Source organism: Lutispora saccharofermentans, from assembly GCF_024363565.1.
Lineage (GTDB): Bacteria > Bacillota > Clostridia > Lutisporales > Lutisporaceae > Lutispora > Lutispora saccharofermentans.
The window spans coordinates 21598-35990 of the sequence record NZ_JAJEKE010000003.1 but is presented as its reverse complement, the minus strand read 5'-3'; the positions used below and the strand labels follow the sequence as shown (position 1 = coordinate 35990).

The 14393-nt window shown below is 37.6% G+C and carries 11 protein-coding genes and 1 pseudogene; 2 read left to right on the top strand and 10 right to left on the bottom strand.

The genetic code is table 11. The annotated features are described in order from the left end of the window. Positions 1-6: 6 nt before the first annotated feature. The 6 genes from LJD61_RS05165 to LJD61_RS05140 all read right to left on the bottom strand — a co-directional run bounded on the left by LJD61_RS05165 (position 7) and on the right by LJD61_RS05140 (position 8820). Positions 7-930 (bottom strand): ABC transporter permease, encoded by a 924-nt coding sequence (locus LJD61_RS05165; RefSeq protein WP_255226453.1) that lies wholly within the window; start codon positions 928-930, stop codon positions 7-9. Between the two features lie 16 nt (positions 931-946). Continuing rightward, positions 947-1897, bottom strand: coding sequence for an ABC transporter permease (locus LJD61_RS05160; RefSeq protein ID WP_255226452.1), 951 nt, complete (start codon positions 1895-1897; stop codon positions 947-949). A gap of 24 nt (positions 1898-1921) precedes the next feature. After that, the gene (locus LJD61_RS05155; protein WP_255226451.1) at positions 1922-3532 is read right to left on the bottom strand and encodes an ABC transporter substrate-binding protein; all 1611 of its coding nucleotides are present in this window, start codon (positions 3530-3532) and stop codon (positions 1922-1924) included. A gap of 343 nt (positions 3533-3875) precedes the next feature. Then, a complete protein-coding gene (locus LJD61_RS05150; protein ID WP_255226450.1) occupies positions 3876-5111 on the bottom strand; it encodes an aminopeptidase in 1236 nt (411 codons plus the stop codon). 37 nt (positions 5112-5148) lie between these two features. Then, positions 5149-6597 carry a M20 family peptidase gene (locus LJD61_RS05145; protein WP_255226449.1) on the bottom strand — a complete coding sequence of 483 codons (1449 nt, stop codon included), beginning with the start codon at positions 6595-6597 and terminating at the stop codon, positions 5149-5151. Between the two features lie 222 nt (positions 6598-6819). Then, positions 6820-8820: an alpha/beta hydrolase family protein gene (locus LJD61_RS05140; protein ID WP_255226448.1), complete on the bottom strand. Its 2001-nt coding sequence runs from the start codon at positions 8818-8820 to the stop codon at positions 6820-6822. Positions 8821-9019: 199 nt separating this feature from the next. On the opposite strand from LJD61_RS05140, the pseudogene LJD61_RS20865 reads away from it, so the two are divergent. Continuing rightward, positions 9020-9133 (top strand): annotated as a pseudogene (locus tag LJD61_RS20865) (IS982 family transposase); the annotation flags it as partial. 140 nt (positions 9134-9273) lie between these two features. Beyond that, positions 9274-10059 carry an IclR family transcriptional regulator gene (locus tag LJD61_RS05130; RefSeq protein ID WP_255226447.1) on the top strand — a complete coding sequence of 262 codons (786 nt, stop codon included), beginning with the start codon at positions 9274-9276 and terminating at the stop codon, positions 10057-10059. Positions 10060-10167: 108 nt separating this feature from the next. Here the strand turns inward: LJD61_RS05130 and LJD61_RS05125 are convergent, their stop codons facing one another. From LJD61_RS05125 to LJD61_RS05110, 4 genes are all read right to left on the bottom strand, one after another. Further along, positions 10168-11352 carry a M20 metallopeptidase family protein gene (locus tag LJD61_RS05125; protein ID WP_255226446.1) on the bottom strand — a complete coding sequence of 395 codons (1185 nt, stop codon included), beginning with the start codon at positions 11350-11352 and terminating at the stop codon, positions 10168-10170. A 555-nt stretch (positions 11353-11907) separates the two neighbouring features. Continuing rightward, positions 11908-12591, bottom strand: a complete 684-nt coding sequence (locus tag LJD61_RS05120) for a 4-carboxy-4-hydroxy-2-oxoadipate aldolase/oxaloacetate decarboxylase (protein ID WP_255226445.1) — start codon at positions 12589-12591, stop codon at positions 11908-11910. A 15-nt stretch (positions 12592-12606) separates the two neighbouring features. Continuing rightward, positions 12607-13401 carry a creatininase family protein gene (locus tag LJD61_RS05115; RefSeq protein WP_255226444.1) on the bottom strand — a complete coding sequence of 265 codons (795 nt, stop codon included), beginning with the start codon at positions 13399-13401 and terminating at the stop codon, positions 12607-12609. A gap of 26 nt (positions 13402-13427) precedes the next feature. Beyond that, on the bottom strand, positions 13428-14381 hold the full coding sequence (locus LJD61_RS05110) for an ABC transporter ATP-binding protein (protein WP_255226443.1): 954 nt from the start codon (positions 14379-14381) through the stop codon (positions 13428-13430). Positions 14382-14393: the final 12 nt, after the last annotated feature.

Sequence of the window (14393 nt, the reverse complement as noted above, 5' to 3'; positions counted from 1 at the left end):
TATTCTCTATTTCTTCATTTTGGGATCCATTACATCCCTTATACCATCACCAAATAAGTTGATGCCTATAACAGCGACAAAGATAAATAGTCCTGCAATAGTTGCAACATGCGGATATGTACTTAAGCATGATTTGCCATCTCTCAATATATTTCCCCACGAAGGCGTAGGTGTAAGTATTCCTAATCCTAAAAAGCTTAAACCGGCTTCTGATATTATTGCATTTGCAAAGTCAAGTGTTGCATAAACAATGACTTGAGATAGTAAGTTTGGAACTATATGACTTAACAATATCCTGCTATTAGAAGCCCCTAATACTCTTTCAGCGTTACAATATTCTTCATTTTTAAATATGATAACTTGTCCTCTAACGATTCGCGCATAGCTTGGTATGGCAGTTATACCTATGGCAAGTATTACATTAAATAAACCGGAGCCCAATATAGTGACAAGTATGATTGACAGCAGGATAAAGGGAAATGCAAACATTGCGTCAACTATTCTCATCAATATACTATCTACTATTCCTCCCATGTATCCTGAAATCAATCCTATTAATATTCCTATAAATCCACCAACAATTGTGCTGCCAAGAGCAACGACAACCGAAACTCTTGCACCATAAATGATTCTGCTCAATAAATCTCTGCCAAATTCATCTGTACCTAACAAATGTCCCTCTGTGCCAGGTTCCAAAAATATTTTTGTGAAATCAATATAATTTGGATCATGAGGTGCAATTATAGGAGCCGCAATTGCCATAAAAATCATTATAGCAATAATAACCAAGCCTACAACAGCAGCTTTATTTCTGCGAAATTTATTCCAAGCATTATTAACTTTTCTTTCTCTTTTCAAGAGAGCAATTTCAGCCTCTGTTGTAATTGTGCCTCCGCTCTGAACATCATCTGATTTATTATAATTTTCCATCATTCATGCTCCCTTTTTATTTGCCATCAAGTGCTACTTTTGGATTAATGATCATATAGATTATATCCACTAAAAGATTAATGCCTACGAAAGATATAGCAACAATTAGAACTGCTGCCTGAATCAATGTATAATCTCTATTTTCAATAGCATTTGAAATCATCGTGCCCATTCCCGGCCAGGCAAATATATTTTCAGTCAGTACAGCTCCTGCAAATATTCCGGCAATCCTCATTCCTATTACAGTAACAATAGGAGGCAGAGCATTTTTCAAAGCATGCTTCAGCACAACGGACTTCTCTGATATGCCCCTAGCCCTCAAGGCACGAATAGAATCATTGTTAAATGTTTCTATCATACTTGCACGTGTAGTTCTTGCAAAGCTAGCCATCGGAATTAATGCAAGACATGTACATGGTAGTATTATATGACTTATATAATCCCATAACCCATTCTCCAGTGACCCCATACCCAGAGTAGGTAACCAGCCTAGATTAACACTAAACACCAATACAAGCATCAAACCCAACCAAAATACAGGTAATGATATGCCTAATAAAGATAAAAAGGTAAATAAATAGTCCCATAGACTATATTGTTTGATAGATGAGATCACTCCCAGCATAACACCTACGACTATAGCTATTAGACTGCTCATTAATGCTAGTATTAAAGTATTTGGCAATCTGTCTGCTATAACGTCTAATGTGGGAACATTATAGTAGTATGATCTTCCAAAATCACCTTTCAATATATCCTTTAAATATCTGACATATTGCACTAAATAAGAATCATTCAAGCCTAATTTCTGTCTTATCTCCTCTATTACTGCCGGGTCGGCTTGTTCGCCGACCATTGCAGTAATAGGGTCACCAGGTATCATTCTGGTCAATATGAAAGTAATAGTGACTACAACTAACAATGTTGGTATTGCTTGTAATAATCTCTTAAAAATCACTTTGGCCATTTGTAACCATATTCCCCCTCCAGATTACTTTTCTTTCCAAATGTTTATCCCATTTCCTGATATAGTTATTACTGATTTATTTTCTTGTACAACTCCATGAAGTTTATTGCTTACGCCCCAAGATACATTATCATTTCCAAAGAAAATGCCTACGCATTCCGGGGTAGTTTTCTCCATTATTTCCTTATATATTTCAATACGTTTTTCTCTGTCAAGCTCTTCGACACCTTTAGTTATTAGCTTGTCCACTTCCGGATTGCTATAGCACCATGCATTATAATTTGAATGCAATTTTGCTGTATTGAACTGATATCCTATTGAAGTAGCAGGATCGGATGTAGAGGTTTGTGCACCTGACCACATTTGAACTGTACCCTTAATAAGACTATCCATATAAGTTGTTGCTTCCACAGTATTGATTTGCAAATCTACATTAAGATTCTGCTTCCATTGCTGCTGCAAAATTGTAAGTGATCTCATGGACATGGCGTCACCTTTGCACATCACTTCAACCTTAAATCCATTAGGATATCCTGCTTCAGCCAATAGCTTCTTTCCTTCTTCGGGGCTGAATTTCGGAATTAAATTTTCAAATGCTTCATCGTATGCCCATGACTTTTTAGGTAAAGGCAAGCATGCTGCTATACCTTCTCCATACAGATATGTCCCAGCAGCTAATTGCTGATAATCTGTTCCCATCAAAAGAGCTTTTCTTACTCTGATATCATCTAATATTTCATCTTCCATATTAAAGCCTACGTCTCTTACTCTAAATGCAGGTGATTGCATCAAAGTCAAATTGGAATCACCTTTAACTAATTTTGTTGACTCTCCCATAACATTAAAAACTAAATCAATTTCTCCGGTTCTAAGAGCATTTATGGCTTGAGCCTGATCAGGTATTATAACAAACTCTATACCATCAAGATATGGCTTTTCTCCCCAATATTTTTCATTTCTAACCAGCACTGATTTCTGGTCGGTTAAATGTTCTTTTAACACAAATGGGCCTGTTGATACTAAGTGCGTAGTAAAATCTTTGCCCCATCCTTCTACTTCTTCTTTAGGTACTATAGAAGTTGAGCTGTGAGATAACTGATATAAGAAAGTAGCATCACGCTGTGTCAAATATGCTGTAGCCTCATCCTCGCCGGTAACTTCCATTCTATCCAGCATCCATAAATAATTGCAGAAATAACCCTTTGATCTGTTTATGGAATATGCAACATCTTCCGGGGTCATAAGCCTTCCATTCTGATATTTTCCTTCATGGAAATATACGTTTTCTCTTATTTTAAATTTATACTCTAACCCATCTTCACTTATTTCCCATGATGTGGCTAAACATGGCAAATACTCACTGCAATCCGAGTTAGTTTCTATTAATGTCTCACCTACTTGGCACATAACCTGCTCAGCTGTTGTACTATCAATATACAATGGGTCCAAATTCTTAACATTGTTCTCAAGAGCTATTTTCATTACTCCGCCATATTGAGGTTCACTAGGTTTTTCAGGTTCTTTAGCAACATTTTCATTAGTGCTCTGGGGAACTTCATTTTTCCCACAACCAACTGCTACAATTGACATAACCAACATTAGTACTAATAATAAGCTTATTCCTCTCTTTGCCAACTTGATTTACCTCTCTTTCGTTTTTTAATATATTTATACATATAAATCACTTAATAAGACAAACCTGCATTTTAAAAATTACTATGTAACATGAAGAGAATATAATGTATATATCAAAATAATTTACTGCTTACCCAGATAGAACACTAATAAATAATTATGAATATGTACACTATTATTCAGTTTATTTGCTAATAATTTTGTAATATATATCTTATTAAGCAATATTATATTTGCAAGCTATTCCTTATAAGAAAGTCATATAAGGGAAGGTTCATATTGAGGAGATCTATGCTTTCCTATGCATTATAAAAAATCGCCATGCAAAATTATTAAATGTGTACTAAAACGCCCAATTACCATTTTTAAATATCTGTATTGCATTGTTATTCTCATCGTATCCAATAACATCCAAATCTTTAGAGCCGACCATGAAATCTACATGTATCAGAGAGCTGATGTTTAATCCGGTTTCTGCTATTTCTTCATCGGTCATTATACTATTATTTTTTATAACAACCGGATACCCTCTTCCCAAAGCAAAATGGCAGCTTGCATTTTCGTCAAAAAGCGTATTGTAAAACAATATATTTTTATTGGATATGGGTGAATCAAATGGAACTAGCGCAACTTCTCCCAAATAGCATGAATTCTCATCAGTCTCTATGATATGCTTAAGATGCTCATATCCCACTTCAGCTTCAAAATCAACAACTTTACCATTTTTAAATACTAATTTGAATTTATCTATTAATTGTCCGTTATGGCACAATGGTTTAGTACTCACTAAAACTCCATCAGCCCCGGTTTTATATGGTGCTGTTGCGACTTCTTCAGTAGGAATGTTAGGTACAAATGATATACCGGATTTGCTCGGCAAAGTTCCTCCCACCCATAAGTGATTTTTAGCAAGCTCAACCACTAAATCGGTTCCTATATCATTCTTAAAATACAATTTGATCAGCTTTTTGGCTGTAAGATAGTTAGCTTTGCCGGTAAGGTTTTGTGTATGGATATCCCAATTTTCTACTGAATTTGTTTCATCAATCCGGCAAATGTCAAAAAACATGTCCCACAATTTTTCAAAGGCTTCATTCTCATCTAATTCCGGGGACACCTTTTCAGCCCATTTTTTAGATGGTATGGCCAAGGAAGTCCATTTACAAGTGCCGTTCATTTTCATAGAATTTGTTTCTTCATCAATTTTCCGCTTGGCTTTAAAATTTTCACTAATGATGCTTGCCGAAATCTCAGAAAATACATCCGGATCAGGAGTGTTTATTTTTACGAAGCAGCAGCCTTTCTTAGCATATTCCAGAAGAGTTCTACCTGACCACGGATAAGTTTTTGTTAATGACTCAATGCTTTCATTTTTATATCTGAGCTTGTCCATTTCATCATCGAACCACTCTGTATAAACTTCACTTGCACCTTCCTCAAAAGCCGTCTCTGCTACTATACGAGAAAAATATGCTGCTTCTACCGATGCCTGGATCACAAGTATTTCACCTTCAGCAAGTACAACGCCTTTTTTAACTATGACCTTCGCAAGCTCTTTTAATTTTCTATTAATGTTCATTTGCTATGTTCCCTTCTGCAGCTATGTATTTATTAGTCTACTTGTCAAAATCAACAATAAATTTCTTATAAAAGTCAATCATTCTGTTGAAATTCTCTATAGTTATTCTTTCATTCGTATTATGAAAAGCCTTCATTTCTTCATCATTGACTATAAAAGGAGTAAACCTGTAAATATTTTTGCATACATTATAGTATTTTCTTGAATCGCTTCCTCCTACCACCAGATAAGGAGTTATTATGATATTGGGAAATATTTCTTTTATCGTATTCTCCAGCTTTTTATACCCTTTTGTATCTATTGGAGATATTTCAGAAGGTTCTCTAATGCTCAAGGGTTCAACCTCAATATCATAATCCTTTACCAGATTTTTAATATGATCAATAAGCTTTTGACTATTATCGCCTGGCAAAAGCCTTGCATTCATGACTGCCTCAGCGCTCTGCGGCAAAACATTAGGAGCATCGCTTGCCTTACACATTGTGTTTGCAATAGTAGTTCTAATCATTGCATTATCATTTGGTGAGTTAGCCAGTATCTTAATTATCAATGGTTTAAAAAGCCACATATTTGCAACAAGCATTTTGAATATAAAACCCTTTTCTCCGCCTATATTTTTTATCATATTCGCTACCGGCGAACATAAATAAGCGGGCATAGGATTCTTTTCAATTTTGCATATAGCTTTAGCAATAACACCTAACGCAGTGTTTTGTGGAGGCATAGCCGCATGTCCGCCGCTAGATGCGGATTTAATTTTAATATTGCAATATCCTTTCTCTGCAATACCTATCTGTGCTATTTGGCAATCAACACCCTTAATTGCACCTATAGCTACAAATCCGCATTCGTCATAAACAGCCTCAAAAAATATTTTGTTTATTTCAAAGTATTCTGATATTTTTAAGGCTCCAGTTTTCCCGCCGACCTCTTCATCATTGCCAAATGCAAAATATATATCTCTTTCCGGTACATATCCTTCTTCTATCAGCTTTTCCGCCGTCTCCATTAAGGCTATTATCTGACTCTTTATATCTAAAGAACCTCTGCCCCATATTTTGTTTTCCGCTATCTCACCGGAAAAAGGACCATATTCCCAATCATCTTCCGTTCCTTGCTCAACAGGCACTACATCGTAATGACCTAAAAACAGCAACGGTTTTTTATCCTTATCTTTTCCGTTCCATTTATAAACAAGGCCATAATTATTTATTCTCTTAAATTCCATAGAGTTATGGATATTGGTATATGTACTCTTTAAAAATTCTATAAAATCCTCAAAAGGCTTATAATCTAATTCTTCGTAATTAATGTTTGATACAGTTTTAATCTTGATGGCATCGCTTAAATGCTTTATTGATTCCTGAGAATTTGTTTTTATAACATAATTGTCTTGATTATTATTTGTAGTATGTGTCTTAAATGTAATAGTCCTAAAAATTATAAATCCTGCAAATAGTACTGCTAGCAAAATAACATAGTGCATAATTATGTTCATTCCTTTCTTTATGATTATGCAAAACCAGAAAAAACTTGATTGATGCTGGAAGCATCTCGGAATTCTTATGCTGTATCTTCTCAATTTATCCTATTGGACGACCGGTCGACCAATTGTAATAAATATATATCTTTTTGAACTTTGCGTCAAGCAGAAATTATATAGAATATTATTTATTTTTACAAAAATTTATGAGTATTTAAAATTTATCTATTTTAAATACTTGTCGAACCAGTCGGTCATCTCCTTTAACCTTCTCAGCCTATGCTTTGGCTTACCGCTTCTGCTCAATTCATGGTTTTCACCCCTGAACATGCAAAGCCTTGCAGCAACACCGTGATACTTCAGGGCTGTAAACATCTGAATTCCCTCCGCCAGCCAGCATCTGTAGTCCTCATCTGAGTGAATAAAAAGGGTAGGAGTTTTTACCTTATCAGCATACCTCAATGGTGAATGCCACCATAGCTTCTCTTCATTGTTCCAAGGTGTTGCTCCCTGCTGGTCATCTACAAAGAAATAGCCTATATCTGTTGTACAAAACTTTGATATCCAGTTGGATATGCTCCTTTGGGAAGCTGCCGCCTTGAATCTGTCGGTATGGCCAATTATCCAATTCGTCATAAATCCGCCATATGAACCTCCGGTAACGCCTATCCTTTCGCTATCAATAAATGAGTACTTCTCCAGAACCGCATCTGTAAACTTCATTATATCCTCATAATCTATTGTCCCATATTTGCATCTTAAATCTGCAAAATCATTTCCTCTTCCGTCACTTCCCCTTGGATTACAGATAAATACAGCATATCCATGGTTTGCCCAGTACTGCATCTCATGGAAGAAAACTTCTCCATAGACAGTCTTTGGCCCTCCATGTATGTCCAGTATTGCAGGGTACTTTTTACCCTCGACGAAATCAACGGGCTTGATTACCCATCCATGAATAACAACACCCGGGGCTGTTTCAACACTTATTTTTTCTAAGGGCGCAATGCTTCTTTTATCATGAACCCAAGCATTAAAACCGGTTATCCTGACTTCATTTTCCCCTTCAAGCTTGTAAAGCTCTTGAAGTCCCAAATCTCTCATTCCGATAAAGAGAGATTCACTATTATTTATGCTGTATGCATCAACAGAACCTTTCTTTCCGATAATTCTTTTAATAACTCCATTTTCATCTATGCTGTTAAGATAAGAACTGTCCACTTCTGTAGTGATGAAATAAAGATGCCCATCTATAACCTTCATGCTCGCGGAGCTTCCATATCTGCAATCAGAACCCACAGAATTCCAAATACTTTTATCAAGCTCAGGAGTGATGCATTTTATCTTACATTCATTTAAATCGACTATATAAAACTTCTTATTTTCAATAACTCCATACCTTTTCAGGTCGCTTCCTAATAATATAAGCTTACTCTCCGAAATAAAACCGGCAAATTCATATTCAAGCTTACCCGATTCTGTAAGCTTTTTCATATCCTTGCTTTTTATATCATAGAGGTATATATCATTTGTACGAGGCATTATCCCTTCAAAGCCATTGGCAATAAAAACTATTTTATCTTTTTTCTCATTTAGGTTGAAATCCAGAACACTTATATTTTCATCAGTTATTGGTGCTATGCTTTTAGTATCCCTGCAGTATAGATATAATCTGCTCCTTTTTTTGCTTATAAATCCTCTTCCATTTGACCAGAAGGGTATCTCCTCAAGAACTTCATAGTCCTTTTCTTCTTTTCTTCTTTTTAACTCCTTGTCCCTTTCATTATCATCAAGAATATACGATTCGTTTTCAAAAGCATTATAAGGTGATGCAAACAGATATGTATTTTCATCTATCATCTTAATAGATGAAGCTTTCCTTGGTATCCTGAAGGATTTCAGAGCTTCTCCTCCATTTATTCCTATCTGGTAGTACTGGGTAAAATCTTCCCCTTTTTCAACTTTTTCTTTATCCTTTTCATTTCTTATATCCGGGAAAAGAATTGTTTCATCATCCATCCAAATGAAGCTTCTTTCACTATCCAAGGATGTGAGCTGAAATACTCTTCCATCCTTAGAACTGTAAACCCATAGATTTGACAGATATTTATTTTCATCCATATCCATTTTGTGAACTGCAAAACAGGCATGACATCCATCAGGTGAATGTTCTATATCTGATAAGAAGCTGTAGTCTTTAAAATCATCGATTCTAATATTCTCCATAAAAATCCCTCCAGAGTAAATATAATCTGACTATTTCATGTTAACTGTAATGTATGTATTCTATATTTAGCATAAGGAAAGGTGATGCATACCAACTCGGACGACCGGTCGACCATTTGTATTAAATATATATCTTTTTGAACTTTGCGTCAAGCAGAAATTGTATAGAATATTATTTATTTTTATAACTATCTGCAGAATGACTCCACCACATATTGAAGAGCGTTGCAATATCGATACTTCTGATATTAGCGATGGTGAAATGATTACCTTAAGCATTGTTGCTGAATTGCTAACCATTGACTCAGAAAATGTATCGTCTATAAATCAATAAGAAAATATTGATAAAAATGTCTGAATAATTTAAATATGAAAATCGATATGCTTTATTATGCCATTTGCGGTATAATATGATTTGATATAAGTAAAACTATCCGACTGGAGTTGATCATCATGGATGCTTCTATAAAAAAGGATACAAAGACCATAGGTTCTGTCATAAAAGCTGTCGAAGTTATGGAAGAACTGGCGAAGTCCGAAGACGGACTCGGTGTTACCGAAATAAGCAGCAGGCTCAATTATGGCGTAAGCGCAACCTATCACCTTCTCAATACCTTGAAGCAATGCAATATTATCGAGCAGGATAAAAAAACAAAAAAATATAGGATAGGCTTTGCGTTATTTCGGATAAGCGGCATGGCGAAAAGGCAAAATGTGCTGGCAAACCTCTCCCAGCCGTACTTGGATAAGCTCAGGGAAGTAGTGGGCGAAACCAGCAATCTGGTGATCTTGGACGGCAGCGAAATAGTTTATATAGCTCAATCCGAAAGCACCAAGCTTCTCAAAATGTTCACTCAGTTAGGTGCCAAGGTTCCTCTGTATTGTACAGGAGGAGGAAAGATCCTTCTGGCTTATCAGCCTAAGAGGATACAGGATTTGATTTTGAGCAAAACCGATTTTCAAAGATATACACAGAATACCTTGGCTTCTGCAGAAGATTTGATGAAAGAGCTTGAGGTCATAAAAGAACAGGGCTATGCCCTGGACAATGAAGAAAGGGAGGAAGGTGTAACCTGCATAGCAGCCCCTGTTTTTGACTGCTATGGTGAGGCTATTGCTTCCATCAGCATTTCAGGACCCTCTTACAGGCTTAAAGAAAAGCAAATTCCCGTCATAATAAAAAATGTCATGGATATCGCAAAAGAGCTGTCCGTCAGCTTAGGATATATGGAAGAATAGGCTTCTAGTCTCTGGTCTCTAGTATTAGGGTATTTCTTTGGAGTCGAGAGGATGGGCATGGAGCTCATCCCCGTTTCCACGACCCAACAAGAAAAAATAGGCTTAGGTCTAGCTGTGCCTATTGAGGATAAGCTGAACCATCGTAGCAACTCCATAGGGAATTGCGTCATCATTAAAATCAAATTTACTGTTATGCAGAGCGATCGGCTCAATGTCTTCTCCGGTACCGATTCCGAGCCTATAGAATACACCCTTGCCAACAGCATCAATATAATAAGAAAAATCTTCCGAGCCCATAACAGGTCCGTCGAGTTCACGGATGCTTTCATTCCCCAAAGCATCTGCGCCTGCTTTGATGACCTGCTCTGCTAATCCCGGATCATTCATCAGCGGCGGCACTCCTCTTTGGTAATCTATTTCGGCACGACAGCCAAACATCTGCGCTGCCCCGTCAGCTACACGCCTGATCTTAGCTTCAAGTTCATCTCTGACCTCAGGATCAAGACAGCGTACAGTACCTCCGAATTCCACCGAATCAGGTATCACATTAAACGCCATCCCTGCATGTATCGTGCATACCGTCACCACCGCCTGCTTTGCAGTAACGATCTCATTGGAAACAATATTAGGAATAGCATTGATGGCACTGGCTGCCGCCATTATAGGATTGACTGCTTTATAAGGGCGTGCTCCGTGTCCGCTTTGGCCTATGATCTTTATCAGGAATTTATCTGCCGAAGCCATATAAGGTCCCGGCCAGGCTCCGATCTCCCCGACCTTAAAATAGGGCCATCCGTGTAAGCATATGATCGCATCAGCATCAGGATTTTTCAAGGCTCCTGAGTCTATGATCACCCGAGAACCGTATAATCCTTCTTCAGCAGGTTGAAATACCAGCTTCACCACTCCAGAGAACTGATCTTTCACCTCATTGAGCAGCTTTGCCGCACCCAGCAGTATGGCAGTATGCCCGTCATGCCCGCAGGCATGTGCAACCCCGGGATTTTTTGAAGCATAGGGCTTGCCGCTTAAGTCTTCCATCTGCAAAGCATCTATATCCGCACGCAAAGCAGTTACGGCTTCCGGTCCTTTTTTTGTTCCTTTTATTTCCGCTACAACACCGGTAGCGATATCCAAGGGTAAAACATCTATACCCATATCTTTAAGTTCTTTTTTGATCAATTCCGTCGTTTCAAACTCTTTGAATGATACTTCCGGATTTTGATGTATCATATGGCGAATATTTGTACAGTACTCTTTTATAGATTCTGCTTTTTTAAATAAATTTGTCATAATCCTGCCTTTCTATATATAACGCATTAAATATTCTATATAATTGCGGTAAATGCATTTGTAGTTTTAAAAAGGCATATGCCGTCATTCTGAGCGTATGCGAAGAATCTTAGCCAGATTCTTCACTCCACTTTGTTTCGTTCAGAATGACAGTTTTGTAAAATATTTACCGCAACTTATATAGCTGTTATGCTGTAAAATCTTTTTCACGTTATATATATATCAATAAATCTTCTTTTATATTTGATCTCGTAATTGCTCTATATCAATCTTATCAAATAAGACTCTTTCCCCTTTATTAACAACTATACAGGGTATGCCCACTCGTCCGCTTTCTTTTATTTGATTAAATTCCGGCCGGCTATCCCGATATTTAAGAAAAACTTTCAGGTTAAAAAGATTCTCTGATATATCCAAGTAAACAAACTTGATTTCGTTTTTTGAAAGGAACTCCTTCATAGGTTCACATCCGCCTCAGTATTTGCTCCCAAATAATATAATCTTTTTCATATTCTCACCCCTGCCCTGCATAATAGATCAACCACGTTAATTTTACTATTCTTTATCTTCCGGAATGATTAGCCCTAATTTGTTTATCTGCTCCTGCAGCCCCAGCAGTTCAAAAAGTGTTATGCCCTGCTTCATTTTTTCTGAAATCTCATCTTCCTTTGCCTGATTCTTTTTGCATGCTTCCAAAATTTCTCCTGCCTCTTCCAGAGGGATCACTGCCACTCCGTCATCGTCACCTATGATGATATCGCCTGGCGACACCACCACTCCGCCGCATGAAATCTCCGTATTGACAGAACCTCCGACAGATTTAAAGCCTCCCAGCGGGCTTATGCTTTTACAATAAACCGGCAATCCCGATTCAATAAGCTCTTCCCTGTCCCTCACTGCTCCATCCGTAACGATGCCGCCGATTTTCTTTATGCATGCCATCTGGGTCATAAGATCACCCCATAACCCGGCATTTGTTACTTCTCCGGCATCTACCACAAGCACATCGCCCTCCTGGGCCATTCCCAAAGCAACATGAAGCATAAGATTATCGGAACGGTATGTCTGGACTGTAACAGCCCTGCCCTTCATTTTCCTTCCATAGGCAATTGGCTTTATATATGGTTTCATTGCACCATATCTTCCCATCGAATCTGCAATCAAAGCGACACCGAATTTTGAGAATTCATCGATCAGCTCTTGACTGGCTTTTCTGTTAGATTTATTAATCGTATACATATTCATAACCTCACATTAAATTTCCATTTTGGAATTTTCTATTCGCTTTACAAACTCACAGCCGACTTCAACCATGCGCTCAAATATCCTTTTCCCTATTTCCGCACTGCCATAATGCGGATCGGCAAGGCATCCCTGATCTGTAATATCTTTGACATTGAAATAAATGCTGGCTTCCATTCCCGCAACCTTCGTCTTTGCTAAGCTTGCCATTTCAAAATCCTGCCATTTATATACCTTGTCCATTTCGCCCACCAGATCCATTCTGATGTCCTCGGGCCGCAAATATTTCATTACGGAAGTGACGGGCTCCGCGCCATGGCCCATACACTTGCTTACATTCTCGCCATAAAGCTCTTCTTTCATTTGGGGCGATAATACCTGCCACAGATCAAACTTAGCTATCATGACCCCCTTTTCGCGCCTTAAGTCACGGCCAAACATTTCGATAATGGACATATTCCCTCCATGGCCATTGACGATCAGGAACTTTTTTGCTCCATGCTCTATAAGGCATTCAAAAATATCTGCTATGACTCTATACATCGTCTTTGGAGAAAATGAAATGGTCCCCGGATAATCCCTGAAATATTCGGAGTATCCAAAGGGTATGGTGGGAACCATAACAGCTCCCGATCTTTTGGCGATCTCTTTTGCCGCCTCTTCCGCGGCCATATAATCCCCTAAAACAGACTGGGGTCCATGCTCTTCCATAGACCCTAAGGGTATCAGAAAAACTTTGTCCTGCTTAAAAATATGCTCTGCTTCTTTCCATGTCATTTTTGCTAATTCATACTTTGTTATATTCATTTCTAAAACTCCTATCTTTTGCAATATTATTTATGCAATATGCAAGAAACATAATGTCCTTGCGATACTTCAACCAATCCCAGACCATCATTTTTACATTCTGCCGTCACATGGAAGCACCGGCTTGCAAACCTGCATCCGGGCTTCGGATTGATAGGACTGGTGACTTCTCCCTTGATTATTTTTCTTAGTTTATCTCTTTCTTTTAAGCTTGCTATGGGTATTGCATCCAGCAAAGCTTGGGTATATGGATGCAGCGGATTAGCAAATAGCTCTTCCGATGGTGCTTTTTCAACACACTGTCCTAAATACATAACCATTATTTCATCACTTATATGTTTTACGACACTTAGATCGTGTGTAATGAACATATACGTCAAGCCATGGTCTTCCTGCAAATCCATCATTAAATTTAATATTTGTGCTTGTATAGATACATCTAAAGCAGAAACCGGTTCGTCGCACACAATAAATTCGGGGTTTAATGCAAGTGCCCTTGCTATTCCAATCCTTTGGCGCCTTCCTCCATCCATTTCATGGGGATAGGTATTTATAAACCGGTAGTCTAATCCAACTATTTTCATTAAATCAAATACACGCTGGTTAAGTTCCTCTTTATCTTTAATTATTTTGCAGACTTTTATAGGTTCAGCTATTATCTCACTTACAGTCATTCTTGGATTCAATGAAGCATATGGATCTTGAAATATTATCTGCATTTTTTGGCGAATATTGTTCATTTGTTTCTGGTTTAAATGTATAATATCATTTCCGTTATATATGACTTCACCGAATGTGGGCTCCAGCAATCTCAGAATAACACGTCCTAAAGTAGACTTTCCGCATCCTGACTCTCCCACTACACCAAGTGTCTTTCCTTTATTAATATCAATATTCACATTATCGACAGCATGCAAATCACCCTTCGGTGTACCAAAATATTTTTTTAAATTTTTTGTTTGGATTAGAGGTGTATTCATTTTTTGTATCCT